The sequence below is a fragment of the Pseudomonas lactis genome (assembly GCF_001439845.1).
Lineage (GTDB): Bacteria > Pseudomonadota > Gammaproteobacteria > Pseudomonadales > Pseudomonadaceae > Aquipseudomonas > Aquipseudomonas lactis.
In genome coordinates this window covers 67,810-87,652 of the sequence record NZ_JYLO01000012.1, presented here as the reverse complement: position 1 = coordinate 87,652, position 19,843 = coordinate 67,810, and the positions used below count along the sequence as shown (strand labels likewise).

Genomic DNA, 19,843 nt, shown 5'->3' with positions numbered 1-19,843 from the left:
CGTGCTTTCGAAAGCGATGCGCAACCGGAGCCTTATCATGGACAAATACGACCGCATGCTCCTCAGCGCCCTGCTTGCAGATGGCCGCGCTTCCTACGCGCAACTGGCACGCACCGTAAACCTCTCCGCCCCCGCCGTGGCCGAACGCGTGGCCAAGCTTGAGGCCAGCGGCGTGATCACCGGGTACCAGGCCAAGGTGGATTTATCCAAAGTGGGTTTGCCGATTCAATGCGTGATCGAGTTGCGGCTGACCAACCATGGCAGCCAAAAGGTGTACGACGCCCTGGCGCAAATTCCCGAACTGACCGAATGCCACCGCGTCACCGGCGACCCGTGCGTGATCATGCAAGCGGCGGTGGGCTCGATGCCCGAGCTGGAAAACCTGATTAATCGGGTAGCGAAGTTCGGCTTCAGCAAGACCTCGATTATTTTGTCCAGCGCCATAGAGCGGCGGGTGCCGTTGGGGCAGTTGGACACCAATGGCAAAAATGGTGGCTGAGCGATCGCGCACTGCCCGAGCGACGCGGTCAACTGTGGGAGCTGGCTTGCCTGCGATGGCGTCAGTGGCCTCACCGCTTGCCCGCCGCCCCCTGTAGGAGCGAGCTTGCTCGCGAAAGACCTGAGGGCGCCGCGTGCATTCAGGATGCCAGCGTCACCGTTGGCGTTCTTCGCGAGCAAGCTCGCTCCTACAAAGGGCTTGATCTGCGCTCGATCAGATCGACTATCTGCTTGATGGTCGTGATGTGATCCCAATCCTCCTGCGTCGCTTGCAGCTTGAACTGCCATTTGATCTGCATGACAAAGCACGTCAGGTCGTCATCAATGATGTCGAAGTCATGGATGAAGTCGGTTTGCTCCGTCACTTCGCTTCGGTCGATAAAACCGATGATATCGACGAATAGCTGGATCACTTTTTCGCTGATCTCGGCTCTGGTCGAATGATCCTTCATTTCTAGCCGCCTTTTATCCTGAATAACAACCTGAGCCTCGAAGATACCCTGGCCCATGCGTCGGATGATGTGATGAACGGGGTGATGGACCAGGCGCTGGAGTGCGCACAGCCTCGATAGTCGACGCATAACCCCTGTGGGAGCGGGCTTGCTCGCGAAGGCGGTGCGTCAGTCAACTTATTTAGCGACTGACACCCTGCATTCGCGAGCAAGCCCGCTCCCACATGGGGATCTTCAGCGTACTTAGAACCCGCGATGTTTCTTCAGGTGTTCATTGATCTTCGCCGCCGGCACTTTCTGCAAGGTGCACAACAGGTCATGGGACAGTTCACGCAGACCGTGAGTCTGGCGCAGTTCCTGGGCCAGGTGGGCCGTGAGGTTGGCGGCCATTTCCGCGTCCGCCAGCGCCCGGTGAGCCTGGCCGGTGTGGGGCAGTTTGGCGTAGGCGTTGAGGGTGCCGAGCTTGTGGTTGGGCGCCGCTGGTATGAGGCGGCGGGCCAGGAGCAGGGAGCAGGCGAATTTCTGCAGGCGAGTGCGGCGGATCAGGCCGAGCTCAAAGTCCCAGAACTTCTGGTCGAACGCGGCGTTGTGCGCCATCAAGGGCGTGGTGCCGACGAACTCATTGACCTCGTTCATCACCCGCTCAGCCGGTGGCGCGCTGCGCAGCATGGCGTTGCTGATGCCGGTGAGCTGTTCGATAAACGCCGGTATGCGCACGCCAGCGTTCATCAGGCTCTGGTAGCGGTCCACGATTTGCCCGCGCTCAAGGATGACCACGCCAATCTCCGTGGCCCGGCAGTGGCTGCTGGGGGTGATGCCGGTGGTTTCAAAGTCGATGACCGCTATGCGTTCCAAACCTGTTCCTACTCCGTTCAACGATCTATTTGAGCAACAACGCGCCTTCGATCGGCACATAGTGACTGGCGGCGCGTATCAATGAGTTGGCCGTCAGCCCCGGCACGCCGTAGGCCACGGCCCGCACGCCATGCTTGTGGATGATGCGCTCGAGCAGCATGTCGAAATCACCGTCACCGGAGGCCAGCACGACTTCGTCGACATGGTCGGCGGCGTCCATGATGTCCAGCGTGATGCCCACGTCCCAGTCGCCCTTGGCCGAGCCATCGCTGCGCTGGATATACGGCTTGAGTTTTACCGTAAAGCCCAGGTTGCGCAGGATCTGCTGGAATTGCTGCTGCTTGCTGTCGCCGCGGTCGATGGCATAGGCGTACGCCTCGACAATCTGCCCGCGCGCGCTGATGTCAGCCCACAGGGCGGCGTAGTTGAAGTGGCAACCATAGGCCTGGCGCACGGTGTAGTAGAGGTTTTGCACATCGGCGAACACCGCAATTTTTTTCACCGCACTTCCTCATGGACAGCCAGGCGCCAGCGCCCGGAAAGGGCGCCAGTATGCCAGCCAAGGGAGTGTTTCCGGGAAAAAATCAGACCGGAGCGCCGCAGCGTTCCGGTCTGCGTGGGTCAGACGAAAGAATCGTCGTCGCCAAAGGATGAGGAATCGTCCGAATAATCGCTGTCGGTGTTATCACTGCCCCAGCGGTCATTACCGGCGAACTGCTGGTCGTCGTTGCCCCAGTTGCCTTGATCGCTGGCCGGTGCTGGTTGTTCGATGATCTCTTCCACCACCTGGGGCTGCGAGTTGTGATGGAACAGGCTGCTGATCCCTTCGGCCAGCAACACACCACCGGCCACGCCGGCGGCGGTCTTCATGGCGCCACCTAGGAAACCACTGCCGGCTGGTGCGGCGACCGGTGCTTGAGGTGGCTGGTAGTTCTGTTGCCGCGCTGGCTGGCCAAAAGCGGGCCGCGCCGGCTCACGCCAGCCGCCACCTGAGTTGCTCGGCGCAGGCTGTGGGTCACGGGAGCTGCCGCCAAAGATGCTCGACAGGAACCCACCACCGCTGGCCGGCGCAGGTTGCGTGGCCTTGGCCCGTTGCAGCTCGTCCTGCAATTGCTGGATCTGCTGGGCCTGTTGCTTGTTCTGCGCGTCGAGGCTCTGCAGCGCATGTTCCTGCACCAGAATCGACTGGGTCATGTAGTAGCCGACGGCGGGTTGGCGAGCCATATGCTCCTTGATCCGCGCTTCGGCCTGGGCGTCGCGGGGGGCTGAGTCCGTTTCGGCTTGTTGCAACCGTGAAAACAGTCCATCGATCAGGGTTTGCTCTTCGCTGTTCATGGCGACCTCGTAGATTGCCGATAAAAAATTCTCGTCCCGCCTGTGATCAGGCCAGGGGCGTTTCAGTTATGGGGATGTTACGAGTTGTTTCAATGGTCTTTACTCAAGGTTTACGTTTGCGCCCCTTTGAGCCTGATCGGTTAAAGTGTCGCCCTCTGCTTCCAGGCCTGTGATGACCCTGATGAATCCGTTAGACGTTTTGCGCGACTCTTTCCGCTTTACCCTGCGCAACCTGGGCGCCATCGTCCAGCTATGCCTGCCCTTGGTGATCCTCGAAGCCTTGCTGCAACAGGTGCTGGACCACACGCTGGGCCCGGATGCGTTTCCCGGCTACAGCGTGGTCGTGGGTTTGTTGGTGTACCCGCTGTACACCGGCGCCTTGATCCTGTTTCTCGACGCCCGCACCCGCGGTGAGTCGCCGCGCACCAAGGACGTATGGGCCATGGCGTTGAGCCTGTGGCCGCGTTTTGCCCTGCTGACGGCCATGAGCACCTTGCTGATTCTGCTGGGGCTGTCGCTATATTTCCTGCCGGGCTTGTGGCTGATGGTGGTGTTGGCGTTTGCCGAATACCTGCTGGTATTGCGCGGCATGCCGGCGTTGGCGGCGATGAAAGAAAGCCTGCGCCTGACCCGTGGGCATTTCTGGCGCATCCTGGTGTGCCTGCTGTGCGTGATGACGCCGTTGTGGCTGCTCAAGGGCGCCAGCGTAGCGGCGTACCCTGAGCCGGCGCCGTTGCTGGGGCTGCTGATGGACAGCGCCCACAGCTTCCTGCAACTGTTTACCAGCGTGGTGTTGTTCCGTTTATTCATGCTGATCGGTGGCGACGCCGACGTGCGGTGATATGCTCCGTGGCTCTTCTGACACGCATATAAGCCGAGCCGATGACCCGTTTATTGCGCATCACCCTGTTGAGCCTGTTGATCATCGCCGGCCTGCTGGCCGCGCTGATCTACAGCCTGACCTGGCGCCCTGCCGACAAAGAGACCCTGCCCGTCAGCTGCGTGGCACCCCGCGCGCCGACGCTGTTGCCGGGGCAGGCGCTCAAGGTCATGACCTGGAACGTGCAATACCTGGCGGGCAAGAACTACGTGTTCTGGTACGACACCCCGGATGGCAGCGGCCCGGACGATCGCCCCACCGTCGAAGACATGGCGTTCAGCCTCGACGAAGTGGCGCGGGTGATTCGCGACGAACAGCCTGACGTCCTGCTGTTGCAGGAAGTCGACGAAGGCGCCAAGCCATCCCACTATCAGGACCAGCTTGCGCTGTTGCAGGAGCGCCTGGTGGATCTGTACCCGTGCAGCACTCAGGCGTTCGACTGGAAGGCCGACTTTGTGCCCAGCCTGCCTATCTTCGGCAGCGTCGGGCGCAAGCTCGCCACGCTCAGCCGCTACCAGATCGAACACGCCGAACGCCTGCAACTGCCGGCCGCCGAAGCCAACTTCATCAGCCGCCAGTTCCAGCCTAAACCTGCGTTGCTGCTGACTTACCTGCCCTTGAGCGATGGCGGCCAACTGGCGGTACTCAATACACGCCTGGACGGCGGCGCACCTGGCCGCTCGGCCGCGCAACAACAGGTGCAAGCCACGACCAAACTGCTGGATAAATTCGAAGGCCGGGGCACGCCCTGGTTGATCGGCGGGGATTTCAACCTGCTGCCACTGGGCCAATACCTGCGCCTGGACGCCGCTAAGCGCGGGCAGTATTCGCCGGACAGCGAATTGCACCTGCTGTGGGACAAGTACCCGATGATCCCGCGCAATAGCGAATCCAGCGGGGTTGATCGCGAAAAATGGCTGACGCACTTCCCCAACGACCCAAGCCTGGACGGGCCGGATCGCACCTTGGATTACCTGTTCTACAGCCCGCGCATCAAGCGGGTGGAGGCGAAGGTGAGGCAGGAGGACACGTTGCGCATCTCCAACCATTTGCCGGTCATTGCCCGTTTCCTGCTGCCTGCCGCGCAATGAGCGTTGACACGCCCCCCCTGTGGGAGCGGGCTTGCTCGCGAAGGCGTCGTGTCAGCTAATACATGCACTGGCTGACACACCGCCTTCGCGAGCAAGCCCGCTCCCACCTATTGGATCTTTGTCGTTAGGGTTTGCGAGGCTTGATCCGAGCCGTCGCTTCGGCCACCAACGGGTCATCCGGCCAGTAATGCTTGGGGTAGCGCCCTTTCAAATCCTTCTTCACCTCGGCGTAGGTACTGCGCCAGAAGTTCGCCAAATCCTGCGTGACCTGCACCGGCCGCCGCGCCGGGGACAGCAGGTGCAGCTTCACGGCCAGGCGCCCGCCGGCAATGCGCGGGGTGTCTGCCAGCCCGAACAATTCCTGCAAGCGCACTGCCAAAATCGGCGGCTGCTCGCTGTAGTCCAGGCGCACTGAGGAGCCCGACGGCACTTTCACATGCTGCGGCGCCAGCTCTTCCAGGCGTTGGGGCAAGGGCCAGGGCAGCAGGTTGTGCAGGTAGCTGGAAATATCCAGGTTGGCGAAATGGCTGAGGCGCGAGACCTTGCCCAGGTAAGGCATCAGCCAATGCTCCAGGCTGGCGAGCAGAGCCTTGTCGCTGAGGTCGGGCCACTCGCTGGTGTTGCTGGCATCCAGTTGGCGCAGCAGCATCACACGGGCTTGCCATTGGCGCAGTTCCGGGGTCCAGGGCAGCAGTTCCAGGCCTTTGCGGCGCACCAGGTTGACCAGCGCCTGGCTGCGGGCGGACTCGTCGAGACCGGTCAAGGGTTCACGGCTGAGTACCAACTCGCCGACTTTACGCTGGCGCTCGGCGCGCAAGACGCCTTCGCGCTCGTCCCAGTCGAGTTGGTCGACGTTGCGCACTTGCTCGGCCAGCACCGTGTCGAACAGCGCCGGATCAAAATCCGCCGCCAGGTAGATGCGTTCTTCGCGCTGGCCCTGGCGGCTGCCCAGGTCGGCGATCACCAGCCAGGGTTGTTTCATCAGGCTGTCGGCTTCGGCAAACAGCGCCGCTCGGCCATTGGCCAGACGGTATTCAGCGCCACCGGGGCGGCGTTGCTGGGCGACGCGGTCTGGGTAGGCCAGTGCCAGCAAGGCGCCGAGCCAGCGCGGGTGGTCCGGGTTGTCCACCGGCTGGGTCGCCTTGCCGCGCAGGTAGCCACGGTATTGCCGGGCCAGTTGCTTGGCGCGCTGCACGCCACCTTGAGTGCCGCGCGCACGCTCTTCTCCGGACATCAGCGCCAGGCGGCTGTGCAAATCGGCACCGCCGCCGCGCAAGATGTCGCGCTCGCCTAACAGGGCTGCCACGTCACAGGCGGTGGCGGCGAGACCCAGGTCCTGGCCACGCAATAACAGATGGGCGATACGCGGGTGAGCCGGCAACTCCGCCATCTTCTGGCCATGGGCGGTGAGGTTTTCTTCGTTCAATGCACCGAGGCGCTGCAACAGGTCCTGAGCTTGGGCATATGCGGCCGTCGGTGGTACGTCCAGCCACACCAATTGGTTGGGCGTCACGCCCCAACGGGCCAGTTGCAAGGCCAGCCCTGCCAGGTCGGCGGCGAGGATTTCCGCACTGCCATAAGCGGCCAAACCGTCGTGCTGGTCTTCAGACCACAACCGGTAACACACCCCCGGCTCCAACCGCCCTGCCCGGCCGGCGCGCTGGGTGGCGCTGGCGCGGGAGATGCGCTGGGTGTCGAGGCGGGTCATGCCGCTGCCGGGGTCGAAACGCGGCACCCGCGCCAACCCAGCGTCGATCACCACACGCACGCCGTTGATGGTCAGGCTGGTCTCGGCGATGTTGGTGGCCAGCACCACTTTGCGCTTGCCGGCCGGCGCCGGGTCGATGGCGGCGCGCTGGGCATTGAGGTCCAGCTCACCGTGCAACGGGCATAGCAGCACATCAGGGCGATCACCCAAGGCCTCGGCCAGTTGCTGGTTGACCCGGCGAATCTCCGCCTGCCCCGGCAGAAATACCAGCACACTGCCGGTCTCGTCATGCAGGGCTTCGAGGACAGTCTGCACCACGCGCGGCTCGATAAACTCCCCAGCCTGGTACGGCCGGCCCCAGCGCATCTGCACCGGGAACATGCGCCCCTCACTGCGCAGGATCGGCGCGTCATCCAGCAAGCCCGCCAAGCGCTCGCCCTCAAGGGTGGCGGACATCAGCAGGATCTTCAGCGGCTGCTCGTCGCGAAACAGCTCGCGACCGTTAAGGCTCAGGGCCAGCGCCAGGTCGGCGTCGAGGCTGCGCTCGTGAAATTCGTCGAAGATCAACAAGCCCACGCCATCCAGCGCCGGGTCGTCCTGCAGGCGGCGGGTGAGGATACCTTCGGTGACCACCTCGATGCGCGTATTAGGGCCGACTTTGCTGTCCAGACGAATGCGGTAGCCCACGGTCTCACCGACCTTTTCGCCCAGCTCACTGGCCAGCCGCTCGGCAGCAGCACGGGCAGCCAGGCGCCGGGGTTCGAGCATCAGGATGGTTTGCCCGGCAAGCCACGGCTCATGCAACAAGGCCAAGGGCACGCGGGTGGTTTTACCGGCGCCGGGGGGCGCTTCCAGCACGGCTTCATGGCGATGCGCCAAGGCGTCACGCAGGGCGGGTAAAACATCATCGATCGGCAACGAATTCATACTGGCTCCAAAGCAGAGCGGCGAGTATAACGGCGAACTGCCGAGTGCCGATGCGGGTCTCAAAAACAGCCACTCTTGGGACTGGGAATGCAGTCAAAGGTGGGAGCTGGCTTGCCTGCGATAGCGGTATGACAGTTGCCACTGTATTCCCCGAGCCGACGCTATCGCAGGCAAGCCAGCTCCCACATGAGTTCATCGGCGCCTGGCCGATCTGGCTTATAGTCACCCTTAAATCTGTTCAGGAGACTTTTTCATGCGTATCGCTTCCCGTGTCATCGGCGGTGTCCTCGCCGTTACCCTGCTGAGCCAACTTACCGCCTGCGGGTCGATTTTCTACCCCGACCGTCGTGGCCAGATCGACGGCAAGATCGACCCGACCATCGCGGTACTCGATGCCCTCGGCCTGTTGTTTTATGTGATCCCCGGCCTGATCGCCTTCGGTGTCGACTTCGCCACGGGCGCCATTTACTTCGAACCGGGCAAGACCGCCCAGGTCGCCCCCGAGAAACTGCACGAAGCCATCGGCACCGACGGCAAGGTCGATAACGCCAAGCTGCAAAGCATCATTCAGAAGGAAACCGGCCGCACTTTGCCGCTGGATGACCCGCGCCTGATCCAGTTCAAGGGCAGCGTGCAGCAACTGGCGGCCCTGGGCCTGCAGCCTGCCGCGTAAGGGCTGCCCATGACCAGCAGCCCCGAACACGCCAGGCTCTTGCGCCTGGCCACCCGCGCCTCGGTGGGTGTGGCCTGTGTGCTGATTGTGACCAAGGCCATCGCCTGGTGGCTCAGCGGCTCGGTGAGCATGCTCGCCGGGTTGACCGACTCACTGCTCGACGGCGTGACGTCGCTGCTGAACTTGCTGGCGGTACATTACGCCCTGCGCCCGGCCGATGACGATCACCGCTATGGGCATGGCAAGGCGGAGTCGCTGGCGGGAATGGCGCAGGCCTTGTTTATCGCCGGCAGTGCAGTGCTGATTGCGCTGCAGGCGTATGAACGGCTCAAGCATCCGGAGCCGGTCGGCGCACCGTGGTTGAGTATCGGCGTAATTATTTTGTCCCTGGCGCTGACCGTAGCCCTACTGATGCTGCAACACCGCGTGGTGCGCGAGACCGGCTCCAACGCGGTGCGCGCCGACTCGCTGCATTACCGCTCAGACTTGCTGCTCAATGGCAGCATCCTGATTGCGCTGGTGTTGGCTGGGGTGGGCTTTCATCAGGTCGACGCCTGGTTCGGCCTGGGAATCGCCGCCTACATTCTGTGGAGCGCGATCCAGATCGCCCGGGAAAGCTTTGCGGTGCTGATGGATGAAGAGTTACCGCCAGACGTCAGCCAGCACATGCTGGAACTGGCCCGGGGCGTGCCCGGCGTACTGGGTGCCCACGACTTGCGCACGCGGGTTTCCGGTAATCACTGGTTTGTGCAATTGCATCTGGAATTGCCGGGGGAATTGACCCTGTCGGTGGCCCACGGCATCAGCGACCAGGCCGCCGATGCCATTCACCGGGAATACCCGAAAGCCGAAGTGCTGGTGCACGCCGACCCACGGGAAGTGGTCACCGGCAACAAGGCCTAGTACTGCACCTGATACCCGCGACTGCCCAGGCAGTTGCCCTGGGCCTGGCGGTAGGTTTGCACCACTGCCGGATCGGGGGCGTAAGTCACGGTGCGCGGGTCGAAGCCACTTTGCTGCACCGCCCAGCGATAACAGTCGTAGCCGTCCTGCTGGACCTGGGCCGGGGATTGGCCATTGGCCGGGTAAGCCACTACGTCATAGCCGTTGCCCTGAGGCGCCGGCGGGGGTGATGGCACCTGCGTCGGCGGCTGCACCACTACGTATTGCTGGGTGCTTTGCTCATAGGCGTAATACGCGCCTGCGGCGAGGAACAACAGCGAGCCCCCTACCCACACTTCACGCGCGTAGTCCGGCAGGTAATGCACGCGGATGCCGTAGGGCGGCGTCACCACCACGTAGCGCGGGCCTTGGGGGCGATACCAGTAGCCACCGGAGAAAAAGTAGTCCTGGCCACGGTAAGGCACGCGGTAATTGCGGTCGGGAAAACGGTCGATGACATAACCAGGGCGATGTTGCGGGCCAGGGCCCCAGCCGTTGCCATGCCCGTCGGGGCGGCCTGGCCAGCGGTTATCACCGGGGCGATCGTTACCCGGACGCGAACCAGGGCCGCCGGCCTCCCAATGCCGATTGTCATCGGGGCGTCTGGGAATATCACGGTAATAACCCTGGCGCGGCTCCTGAGTCTGGCGCACGGTATCGGGCCGGCCCTGGATCGGCAGGTTATGCTCCGGCCGCGGCCCACCTTCGGGGCCCCGTTCATGCTGCCCCTGCGGCCCACGCCCCGGGCCCGGTGAGTTATCGCGTTCGTCGGCCATCGCCTGGGAGCCGACGCTGACCACCAGCAAACCAACACCTGCCATACGCCAGATGCGCTTCATGCTTTTCCTCACTGCGGATTGGGGCTTGATCATGAGACTGGAAAAGCCTCGCCCGGTTCTGAGACAGGTTATCAGTCACGAGAACTATTTTCTGAAGGCAAAACGCACACAAAGAAAAAGGGGTAACCCGTCGGCCACCCCTTGAGAATTTCGTCCTGGCTCAACGCTTTTGACGTTGGCTCACCTCACGCCGTCTTGTGGACAGTGTGCAGCCTGGAGGCCGGCTCAACCCTGCTGGGGCGGCGGCCGCAACGGACCTGATTGGGCGCGTTGCTGTGGACTGTTGTCCAGGCGGTGATTCTGTTGGTAATCATAGGCGTGCCGGGCGGGCAGAGGATTGCGAAGATTGCGTCAATAAACAGTGCTTGCGCAATTTTTAACCCTTCATGGATAATTCACCGCAATAGTTACGACAAAGGCCAACCCAATGAGCAAGCTTGACCGATACGACCTGAGTATTCTGGCGGAATTGCAGCGCGACGCGAGGATCTCCAACCAGGAGCTGGCCGAGCGCATCGGCCTGTCGCCTTCGCCCTGCTCACGCCGGGTCAAGCAGTTGGAAGACGACGGCTACATCGCCCGCCAGGTCGCCCTGCTCGACCGCAAGATGCTCGGCCTGAGCCTCACGGCTTATGTATTGATCGGCATGGACCGTCACACGCCGGAACGCTTCGAAAACTTCGAAGCCGCCATCCGCACCCTGCCGCAAGTGCTGGAGTGCAGTTTGGTGACCGGCATGGATGCGGACTATCAGTTGAAGGTGGTAGTGCCGGACATGGACCATTATCAGAAGCTGCTGTTGGGCCACCTGACGCGGATTGAAGGCGTGACCAGCGTGCGCTCCAGCTTTGTGCTGAACCAGGTGCTCAACAGCACCGAACTGCCCCTGACCCACCTGCGCACCTGAAAACAACGGTGGGAGCTGGCTTGCCTGCGATGGCGGCGGGCCAATTTGCATCACGGTACCTGACAGACCGCTATCGCAGGCAAGCCAGCTCCCACAGTTCGATGGTGTAGGACTCAGGTCAATGTTGCGTCTGTGACGCTGCCGTATACTGCTCGCTTGTCTTGTCGGAAGAGCCCCATGAACAACATCGATCCCGCCCTGTTTGAAGAATGGATGATGACTGGCCTGGTCAGCATCCTGATCATTTTCATGGGCTTTATCGTCTGGGACCTGGCGAAGAAATCCAAGGCCGGGCGCTTTGGTTCGTTCATCCTGTTTTTCGTGCTGGGGCTGGGCGTGGCGGCGTTCATCATCAAGAGCGTGGTGATCGGCCTGATTGAATCCGGCGCCTTATAAGCGCGCCGGCACCGCCTTCCACTGGCCTTGATCCAGGCCGTCGATCGACCACTCACCAATACGCACGCGCACCAGGCGCAGGGTCGGCAAGCCTACTGCCGCGGTCATGCGCCGTACCTGGCGGTTACGCCCCTCGCGAATCACCAGTTCCAGCCAGTGGGTGGGCACGCTTTTACGAAAACGTACCGGCGGGTTGCGCGGCCATAATGCCGGTTCATCCAGTTGCCGTGCCTCGGCTGGCAAGGTCATGCCGTCGTTGAGCTCCACGCCGTCACGCAGGCGTTGCAGTTGCTCTTCGGTGGGCTCGCCTTCTACCTGCACCCAGTAGGTTTTCGCCAGTTTGTGCTTGGGGTCGGCAATCCGCGCTTGTAGCTGACCATCGTTGGTCAACAGCAGCAGGCCCTCGCTGTCCCGGTCCAAGCGCCCTGCCGGGTAAATACCGGGGATATCAATAAAATCCTTTAGCGTCGCACGCCCTCCTTCGTCGCTGAACTGGGTCAGCACGTCGAAAGGTTTATTGAACAGGATCAACTTCGGCTCGGCCGGTGGCGCCTTGGCAACGCGGCGAGCGGCAGAGTGCGGAGGTTTCACGCCAGGGCGGCGTGAATCGGGACGGCTGGGACGGGACATGGCAAAGGAACATCTAACGGTCAGGACCGACAATGCTAGTGGCCTGACCGCTAAATGACCATCCCAACCGCTTAGCGGAACGGCGGCTCGTCGAAGCTGCGCAGTTTGCGCGAGTGCAAGGAGTTGAGTTCGGTGCGCAACAGGTCGACCGCTTCGATGCCGATCTTCAAGTGCTGGCTGACCGCACGCTCATAGAACGCGTTGGCCGAGCCCGGCAGCTTGATCTCGCTGTGCAAGGGTTTGTCCGATACGCACAACAAGGTGCCGTAAGGCACGCGCAAACGGTAACCCTGGGCAGCGATGGTGCCGCTTTCCATGTCCACGGCCACGGCGCGGGACAGGTTGATCAGCGGGCGCTCCTGGGCCCAGCGCAGTTCCCAGTTACGGTCGTCGTAGGTCAGCACGGTGCCGGTGCGCAGACGTTTTTTCAGCTCTTCGCCTTTTTCGCCAGTGACCTTGGCCGCCGCCTGCTGAAGCGCCAACTGCACTTCGGCCAGGGCCGGGATCGGGATGTTCGGTGGTACTACACGGTCCAGAATCCCGTCGCGGCGCATATAGGCGTGGGCCAGTACGTAGTCGCCGATGGTCTGGGATTGGCGCAGGCCGCCACAGTGGCCGATCATCAGCCAGCAATGCGGGCGCAATACAGCCAGGTGGTCGGTGATGTTCTTGGCGTTGGACGGGCCCACGCCGATGTTCACCAGGGTCACGCCGTGGCCATCAGTGGCTTGCAGGTGATACGCCGGCATCTGGTAGCGGTGCCAGACCACGCCGGCGGCAATGGCCGAGGCTTCGCCGTGGTCCATGCTCTTGTCGATCACCACGTTGCCGGGCAGCACCATGCGGATGAACCGCGGGTCGCTGCGCAGTTGTTCCAGGCCATGCAGGATGAACTGGTCCACGTAGCGGTGGTAGTTGGTCAGCAGGATCCACGGCTGCACATGGCGCCAGTCGCTGCCGGTGTAATGCACCAGGCGACGCAGGGAAAAGTCCACGCGGGCGGCATCGAACAGGGCCAGGGGCAGCGGGTCGGTGTTTTCCCAGTCGTACAGGCCATCGGCAATGCCATCGGTGGCGGCAGACAGGTCGGTACTGGGGAACACGCGAGCCAGGGTCGCGGCAGTGACGCCGGAGCCGGCCAGTTCATCGCCCTGCTCCACCACATAAGGGTACGGGATGTTCTGCTGGCTGACGCCCACTTCCACCGTGACGGTGAAGTCGTGCATCAGCGGCACCAGTTGCTCCAGCAGGTACTTACGGAACGCGGCCGGGTGGGTCACGGTGACGCTGTAGGTACCCGGCAGTTGCACCTTGGCATACGCCCGAGTGGTCTGTGGCACTTCACCGTGGCAGTGGTAGGTCAGGCGCAGTTCCGGGTAGCGAAACAATGCGCGCTGCGCGGCGTCGGGCTCGACGCGGTCCTTGAGGTATTGCTTGAGCGCCTGGTTGAGCGCGCCAGTGGCACGCTCATGCAGCGCCGCCAGCCGGTCCACGGCTTCTTCGGCGGTTTTAACGACAACAAAAGCTTCGGTCACGGTAAGCATCCTGTGTTCTGACTTGCAGGCCTTTATCTTGCCTGTATCCAAGCGTCACCGAAACCACAGGATTGGAATGCGGTAAATAATGTGGGAGCGGGCTTGCTCGCGAATGCGGGGGGTCAGTAACTGAATAGGTAACTGATACACCGCATTCGCGAGCAAGCCCGCTCCCACATTTGGATTGTGTTTATTCAGAGCGATTGCGGGGTTGAGCGGGCGACAATTGCTTCCACGTCGACGCCACGCGGCAAGGTGCCATATACGCGCCCCGACGATTCACCCAGCCGGCTGGCAATAAACCCATCGCTGACCGCCGCATTACCCGCCTCCAGCAACAACTTGGCCTGCAACGCCAGGGCGATGTCCTCGGTCAGTTGCCGCGCCCGATACTGGATGTCCTGGGTGTCCATGAACGCCGCCTTCAACTGCTCGATATGCCGCGCCAACTGTTTGTGGCCGTGGCCATCGCCCAGTTCGACAAACAGCACCTCAAGCACACCGGGCTCTTTGGACAGTGCACGCAATACGTCCAGGCACTGCACATTGCCGGAACCTTCCCACGTCGAATTCACCGGTGCCTCGCGGTAAAGGCGCGGCAGGATACTGTCCTCCACATACCCGGCACCGCCCATGCATTCGGCGGCTTCGTTGATCATCGCGGGTGCGCGCTTGCAGATCCAATATTTGCCCACCGCCGTGACCAGCCGCGCGAACTTGGCTTCATGCGCCTCATCCAGATGATCCAGGGCGCGCCCCATGCGCAGGCTCAAGGCCAGGGCCGCTTCGCTTTCCAGGGCGAGGTCGGCCAGCACGTTCTGCATCAGCGGCTGCTCGCTGAGCACGCGGCCACCCACCTGGCGATGGGCGCAGTGATGGCTGGCCTGGGTCAGCGCCTGGCGCATCAAGGCGCTGGAGCCGACCATGCAATCGAAACGGGTCATGGCGACCATTTCGATGATGGTTGGAACGCCGCGGCCTTCTTCACCGACCATCCACGCCAGGGCGCCGCGGAATTCCACTTCGCTGGAGGCGTTGGAGCAGTTGCCGAGTTTGTTCTTCAAGCGCTGGATGTAGAACTCGTTGCGCGTGTCATCCGGGCGGTGCCGAGGCAGCAGGAAACAGGTCAGGCCCTTGTCGGTCTGGGCCAAGGTCAGAAAGCCATCGCACATCGGCGCCGAACAGAACCATTTATGCCCCACCAGTTCGTAGGCCTGGCCGGGGCCGCCCGCGCCCACGGGGTAAGCGCGGGTGGTGTTGGCGCGCACGTCGGTGCCGCCCTGCTTCTCGGTCATGGCCATGCCGATAGTGGCGCCGGCCTTGTGGGCGATGCCGACATTGCGTGGGTCGTACTGGGTATTGAAGATCTTCGGCAGCCAGAGGTCCGCCAACTCCGGTTGCAGGCGCAGGGCCGGGACGCAGGCGAAGGTCATGGTCAGCGGGCAACCGCTGCCGGCTTCGGCCTGGCTGTGCAGGTACGTCATCGCCGCACGCGCCACATGGGCGCCAGCCTGCGGATGGGCCCACGGCAACGACGGCAGGCCATGTTCGACGGCGGTGCGCATCAGTTCGTGATAAGCCGGGTGAAACTCCACCAGGTCGATGCGATGGCCATAACGGTCGTGGCTGCTGAACACCGGCTTGTTCTGGTTGGCCAGGAACCCGGCCGCCATCAACGGCCCACCCGCGAGCGCGCCGTAGGCATCCATGCGCGACTCGGCCCAGCTAGCGCCAAAGCGGCGCGACCATTCCTGCAAAGGCACGTCGATGCGATACAGGTTGGTGCCGTCCAGGGACGGTGGCTGGTTGGTGACGTCGTGGGTTTCGGCAAACTGATGCAGGTTCATGACGGGCCTCCTGGAAAAAAGGCCGCATCGATTTCAGGCTGCCTGTAGGAGCGAGCTTGCTCGCGAAAAACCTGAGCGCAACGCGCTAACCCAGGAGGGGCGCGTTATCGTTGAGGTTCTTCGCGAGCAAGCTCGCTCCTACAAAAACACAGATCGATTGAGGCCGGTTTTTTCAGTTAAGCACTGCCACTGCGCTTAAAAAAGTGGCATACGCGCCGAATGTTCGGCGCTTTCACCCTCATCCGCGCGCAGCACACTGCGCTCAAGCGCCGCCTGCAAGGCATCGAAACGCACCGGCTTGGCCAGCCGATCCGTCATGCCAATGCCATGGCAACGCTCACGTTCCGGCCCATTGGGCGAAGCGCTCAGGGCGATCACCGGCAATTCACCGCAGCCAGGTAACGCGCGAATCTGACAGCACAACGAGAAACCACCCTCTGGCACATCCAGCAGCACGGCGTCGAAGCTGTGCCCTTGCAATGCAGCGAGGGCTGCCGGGCCGCTGTCCACGGTTTTAACCCGGTAACCGAGCTTGAGCAACATGCCACGCACCGCCAGTTGGCCCACGCTGTTGTCGTCCACCAGCAGCACCGTGCATTCCTGAGGCGCACGCTGTGCAGGCAGCGTTTGCGTGGCGGGCGTGATCTGCTGCGGCACCGAGACGTCCACTTCCAACTGGAAGCGGCTGCCTTTACGGGGTTCCGAATGGTGGGTCAGACGCCCGCCCAGCAGTTCGATCAATTGCCGGCAGATCGCCAGGCCAATGCCCAGGCCGCCGTATTCACGCGTCATCGAACCATCGAGCTGGAAGAAACGCTGATACAGCGTGGCCTCATCGAGAAAGGCGAAGCCGATACCGGTGTCGGTGACGATAAAGCTCAGGTGCAAGGGGCCATCCCCTTGTGGCACGCCCACCACCCGCAAGCGAACCGCGCCGACGTGGGTGAATTTGAAGGCGTTATCGAGCAGGCAATCCAGGCACTGGAGCAGTTTGTCGGCATCGCCGATCAGCCGATCCGGCACCTCATCGGCTATATCAATGGAGAACGCCAGGCCCTTGCTCTGGGCGCTGCCGGTGAACTGCTGGCGCAAGGTGTCGAGCGTGCCGCGCAGGCTGAACACTTGCGGCTGGGCCACCAGGCGACCGGCCTGCAACTCGGTGAGGGTGAGAATACCGTTGACCATGCGCATCATGTCCCGCGCCGAGCCGGCGGCGGTTTGCTGGTACTGCGTCATGTCATCGTCCAATGACACGGTTTGCATCAGCTCCAACGAGCCGATCACACCGTTCATCGGCGTGCGCAGTTCGTGGGTCAGGGTGGCGAGAAATTCGTCTTTGAGGCGGTTGCTGCGGGCCAGTTGCTGGTTGAGCGCTTCGAGTTTCTGGCTGGCATCGAGCAGAATCTGTGCCTGCTGTTCGCGCATGCCGTTGATGCGGTCGGCCAGGGCCAGGGACAACAGCGCCACTTCAATGGCCGAGCCGAGCTGGCTGGCGTACATGGTCAGGAACACGTTAGGCAGGTAACCCAGCACCATCAGGGTATTGACCACCCCGCCGAGCAGGAAGGCCGACCAGGCGATGATGAAATAACGCGCCATGCGCTGCCCGCAGTACCAGGCCTTGATGGCCGCCACGAAGATGGTCACGGTAAACACCAGCGCCAGCGCAGTGGCCAGGCGCAGGGCCACGGCGTAACTGGTCAACAACGCCAGTGCCATCACCAACCCACCACAGGCCGCCAGCGCCAGCAGGATGCGGTTGAGCCAGCGGCTGTGCTGCGCGGTGTGCAGGAAGCTGCGCGCAAACAGGCTGCCGAACAAGGCCGCCGAGCCGATCAGGAAGGGCACCGCGGCATTCGCCCACCACGGGTTGTTCGGCCAGAAGTACTCCACCGCCACACCATTGACCGACAGCTGATACAAGCCGAACGAGGCGATATAGAGGATGTAATACAGGTAGCTGGTGTCGCGCACGCTCAGGTAGATGAACAGGTTGTAGATCAGCATGCCCAGCAACACACCGTAGATGGCCCCCAGCACATACAAACGCAGCGGTTGCTCTTCCATATAGGCGGTGCCGGCCCACAATGTCAGCGGCGCCTGGATCGAGCCTTGGCTTTGCAAGCGCAGGTAGACGGTTTGTTGCTGGTCGGGCAAGAAGCTGAGCTTGAACAGGTAGTTGCTCTGGCTCACCTCTCGGCTGGAAAACGGCAACGCGCTGCCGGTGCGGGCGGTGAGGCGGTAATTCCCGGTGCCGTCGTTCTGGTAAAGGTCCAGGCGATTGAGCGGCGGGTAGGCCAGTTCCAGAAACCAGGTGCGTGGTGCGCGGGGATCTGTGGCGGTGTAGTGCAGGTTGACCTTCAGCCAGAACACCGAGCGCGAATAGCCGGCATTGAGGGTGTCTTTGTCATGGGTCTTGAACTGGGCGGCATAGGCGGGAGAGCTGACATCGGCGATGGTCAGGGCATCGGTTGGGTCTTCGAGCACTTGCATGACCCGGCCCAACGGGAGGCTTCGCGTGTTCTGGTTGAACTCGACGGCGCTGGCGAGCATCGGCAGCCCGCACAATAAAAAAATCAGCAAATAGCGCATAGAGCCCCAGCGTAGCCTGGTCCGGTTGTGTCAAAAGCCCCCCATTCCTTTTGAGAAGACGTACACCGGCGATACAGTAAGTTGTTTGGATGCACTTTAGCATAGCCAGTAAAAGCCATTAGCCACTGTCGGAACTTTTTTTAGAACGGCTCTAGGGCAATGCTTTCAGGCCACTTCATTGCGGCTTTCAGCCACGCAAAGCGACACCGCAGCGGCAAACTTCTGCCATCGCCATACAGCCACGCAAAAAGCGTTTGGTGGTAAGCTCGCGCACCATGAATATCTACAGTTCTCGCCCCGTTGTCCTCTGTCTCTCCGGCCACGACCCCAGTGGGGGCGCCGGCCTGCAAGCAGATATCGAAGCCCTGCTCGCCCAGGGCTGCCACGCGGCCCCGGCCGTCACCGCGTTGACCGTGCAAAACACCGTCAATGTCAGTGACTTCCGCGTGCTTGACCGTGAGTGGGTACTGGCCCAGGCCAATGCCGTGCTCGGCGACTCTGAAGTTGCGGCAGTCAAGCTGGGCATGCTCGGTTCCACCGCGATGGTCGACACCGTGGTCGAACTGCTGCAGGCGCACCCGCATTTGCCGGTGGTCTGCGACCCGGTGCTGCGCGCCGGCGGCGGCGGTAGCCTGGGCAAGGACGAGGTCGGTTATGCGATGCGCGAGCGGCTGCTGCCCTTGTCATTGATCGCCACCCCCAACCTGCCAGAAGCGCGCATCCTCGCGGAACTGCCCGACGGCAGCGCCGACGACTGCGCCGAGAAGCTGCTGCCGTACATCAAGCACCTGCTGATCACCGGCGGCCATGGCGATGAGCACGAAGTGCACAACCGCCTGTACAGCCGCGACGGCACGCGCCAGACCTTTACTTGCCAGCGCTTGCCGGGCAGTTATCACGGCTCGGGTTGCACCTTGGCCAGTGCACTGGCCGGGCGCATTGCCCAGGGCGAAGGCCTGGCCAGCGCCGTGCAAACGGCCCTCAACTACACGTGGCGTACCCTGCGCGATGCCGAACAACTCGGCCAGGGCCAGTTCGTGCCGCGCCGATTGCCGCTGGATTTCTGCTCGTAACTTATCGCTCGTCAGCAAGGGGTTTGCCCGATGAAACTACGCGGCCTTTACGCCATTACCGACAGCCAGCTGTTGGCCGGCAAATTCCTCGCCTACGTCGAGGCGGCGCTGGATGGCGGCATCACCCTGTTGCAGTACCGCGACAAAAGCAGCGACGAAGCACGGCGCCTGCGTGAAGCCGAAAAGCTGCATGAGCTGTGCTCGCGCTACAAGACTCAATTGATCATCAACGACGATGCCGAACTGGCCGCGCGCCTGGGCGTCGGCGTGCACCTGGGCCAGACCGACGGCCCGCTGACCTCGGCCCGGGCACTGCTCGGCGCCAAGGCGATCATCGGCGCTACCTGTCACAGCCAGATCGAACTGGCCGAACAGGCCGCCAAAGAAGGCGCCAGCTACGTCGCCTTCGGCCGCTTCTTCAATTCCACGACCAAACCCGGCGCACCTGCCGCCACCGTTGACATGCTGGCCCAGGCCCGCAAGCGCCTGCACCTGCCGATCTGCGTGATCGGCGGCGTCACCCTGGAAAACGCCGAGCCGCTGGTGGCCCACGGGGCCGACCTGCTCGCCGTGGTCCATGGCCTGTTCGGTGCCGACAGCACCCAGGAAGTCACCCGCCGCGCCCGTGCGTTCAACGACCTTCTTAAATCTTCAGTTTAGAGA

The 19,843-nt window shown here is 62.5% G+C and carries 19 protein-coding genes; 9 read left to right on the top strand and 10 right to left on the bottom strand.

The window, feature by feature from the left end; translation table 11 throughout:
- The first annotated feature begins 37 nt into the window (after window positions 1-37).
- The gene (locus TX24_RS21400) at window positions 38-499 is read left to right on the top strand and encodes an Lrp/AsnC family transcriptional regulator (RefSeq protein WP_057711044.1); all 462 of its coding nucleotides are present in this window, start codon (window positions 38-40) and stop codon (window positions 497-499) included.
- A 187-nt stretch (window positions 500-686) separates the two neighbouring features.
- On the opposite strand, the gene TX24_RS21395 is transcribed toward TX24_RS21400, so the two are convergent.
- The 4 genes from TX24_RS21395 to TX24_RS21380 all read right to left on the bottom strand — a co-directional run bounded on the left by TX24_RS21395 (window position 687) and on the right by TX24_RS21380 (window position 3,140).
- Entirely contained in the window at window positions 687-950 is a 264-nt protein-coding gene (locus TX24_RS21395) for a hypothetical protein (RefSeq protein WP_057711043.1), read from the bottom strand.
- A 243-nt stretch (window positions 951-1,193) separates the two neighbouring features.
- Window positions 1,194-1,805 carry a 3'-5' exonuclease gene (locus TX24_RS21390; protein ID WP_047711848.1) on the bottom strand — a complete coding sequence of 204 codons (612 nt, stop codon included), beginning with the start codon at window positions 1,803-1,805 and terminating at the stop codon, window positions 1,194-1,196.
- Between the two features lie 25 nt (window positions 1,806-1,830).
- Complete coding sequence (locus TX24_RS21385) at window positions 1,831-2,307, bottom strand: LabA-like NYN domain-containing protein (protein WP_003194396.1); 477 nt, start codon at window positions 2,305-2,307, stop codon at window positions 1,831-1,833.
- A 119-nt stretch (window positions 2,308-2,426) separates the two neighbouring features.
- Window positions 2,427-3,140 (bottom strand): DUF2076 domain-containing protein, encoded by a 714-nt coding sequence (locus TX24_RS21380; protein WP_057711042.1) that lies wholly within the window; start codon window positions 3,138-3,140, stop codon window positions 2,427-2,429.
- A 181-nt stretch (window positions 3,141-3,321) separates the two neighbouring features.
- Here TX24_RS21380 and TX24_RS21375 point away from each other — a divergent pair, with 181 nt between their 5' ends.
- Together TX24_RS21375 and TX24_RS21370 are read left to right on the top strand one after the other, a co-directional pair.
- Entirely contained in the window at window positions 3,322-3,981 is a 660-nt protein-coding gene (locus tag TX24_RS21375; protein WP_057711135.1) for a YciC family protein, read from the top strand.
- 41 nt (window positions 3,982-4,022) lie between these two features.
- Window positions 4,023-5,111: an endonuclease/exonuclease/phosphatase family protein gene (locus tag TX24_RS21370; RefSeq protein WP_057711041.1), complete on the top strand. Its 1,089-nt coding sequence runs from the start codon at window positions 4,023-4,025 to the stop codon at window positions 5,109-5,111.
- Between the two features lie 124 nt (window positions 5,112-5,235).
- Here the strand turns inward: TX24_RS21370 and hrpB are convergent, their stop codons facing one another.
- Entirely contained in the window at window positions 5,236-7,746 is a 2,511-nt protein-coding gene (gene hrpB, locus TX24_RS21365) for an ATP-dependent helicase HrpB (protein ID WP_057711040.1), read from the bottom strand.
- Window positions 7,747-7,999: 253 nt separating this feature from the next.
- Between hrpB and TX24_RS21360 the strand changes: the two genes are divergently transcribed.
- Entirely contained in the window at window positions 8,000-8,419 is a 420-nt protein-coding gene (locus tag TX24_RS21360) for a hypothetical protein (protein WP_057711039.1), read from the top strand.
- A 9-nt stretch (window positions 8,420-8,428) separates the two neighbouring features.
- Window positions 8,429-9,322: a cation diffusion facilitator family transporter gene (locus TX24_RS21355; RefSeq protein WP_056791968.1), complete on the top strand. Its 894-nt coding sequence runs from the start codon at window positions 8,429-8,431 to the stop codon at window positions 9,320-9,322.
- Here TX24_RS21355 and TX24_RS21350 read toward each other — a convergent pair.
- The gene (locus TX24_RS21350) at window positions 9,319-10,200 is read right to left on the bottom strand and encodes a DUF6515 family protein (RefSeq protein ID WP_057711038.1); all 882 of its coding nucleotides are present in this window, start codon (window positions 10,198-10,200) and stop codon (window positions 9,319-9,321) included. The two genes, TX24_RS21355 and TX24_RS21350, sit on opposite strands and share 4 nt — an antisense overlap.
- A gap of 427 nt (window positions 10,201-10,627) precedes the next feature.
- Here TX24_RS21350 and TX24_RS21345 point away from each other — a divergent pair, with 427 nt between their 5' ends.
- A complete protein-coding gene (locus TX24_RS21345; protein ID WP_003194418.1) occupies window positions 10,628-11,107 on the top strand; it encodes an Lrp/AsnC family transcriptional regulator in 480 nt (159 codons plus the stop codon).
- Between the two features lie 186 nt (window positions 11,108-11,293).
- Window positions 11,294-11,503, top strand: coding sequence for a DUF2788 domain-containing protein (locus TX24_RS21340; RefSeq protein WP_016773053.1), 210 nt, complete (start codon window positions 11,294-11,296; stop codon window positions 11,501-11,503).
- Here TX24_RS21340 and TX24_RS21335 read toward each other — a convergent pair.
- The 4 genes from TX24_RS21335 to TX24_RS21320 form a co-directional block, all read right to left on the bottom strand.
- Window positions 11,498-12,133: a pseudouridine synthase gene (locus TX24_RS21335; protein ID WP_032895181.1), complete on the bottom strand. Its 636-nt coding sequence runs from the start codon at window positions 12,131-12,133 to the stop codon at window positions 11,498-11,500. The genes TX24_RS21340 and TX24_RS21335 overlap by 6 nt on opposite strands.
- A gap of 71 nt (window positions 12,134-12,204) precedes the next feature.
- Window positions 12,205-13,677, bottom strand: coding sequence for an AMP nucleosidase (amn, locus tag TX24_RS21330; RefSeq protein WP_153475217.1), 1,473 nt, complete (start codon window positions 13,675-13,677; stop codon window positions 12,205-12,207).
- 185 nt (window positions 13,678-13,862) lie between these two features.
- On the bottom strand, window positions 13,863-15,515 hold the full coding sequence (locus TX24_RS21325) for an acyl-CoA dehydrogenase family protein (RefSeq protein WP_057711037.1): 1,653 nt from the start codon (window positions 15,513-15,515) through the stop codon (window positions 13,863-13,865).
- Between the two features lie 195 nt (window positions 15,516-15,710).
- Window positions 15,711-18,107, bottom strand: a complete 2,397-nt coding sequence (locus TX24_RS21320; protein WP_057711036.1) for a hybrid sensor histidine kinase/response regulator — start codon at window positions 18,105-18,107, stop codon at window positions 15,711-15,713.
- Between the two features lie 275 nt (window positions 18,108-18,382).
- Between TX24_RS21320 and TX24_RS21315 the strand changes: the two genes are divergently transcribed.
- Both TX24_RS21315 and thiE read left to right on the top strand, forming a co-directional pair.
- Window positions 18,383-19,180: a hydroxymethylpyrimidine/phosphomethylpyrimidine kinase gene (locus TX24_RS21315; RefSeq protein WP_019818058.1), complete on the top strand. Its 798-nt coding sequence runs from the start codon at window positions 18,383-18,385 to the stop codon at window positions 19,178-19,180.
- A gap of 30 nt (window positions 19,181-19,210) precedes the next feature.
- Window positions 19,211-19,840: a thiamine phosphate synthase gene (gene thiE, locus TX24_RS21310; RefSeq protein ID WP_057711035.1), complete on the top strand. Its 630-nt coding sequence runs from the start codon at window positions 19,211-19,213 to the stop codon at window positions 19,838-19,840.
- The last annotated feature ends 3 nt before the right edge of the window (window positions 19,841-19,843 follow it).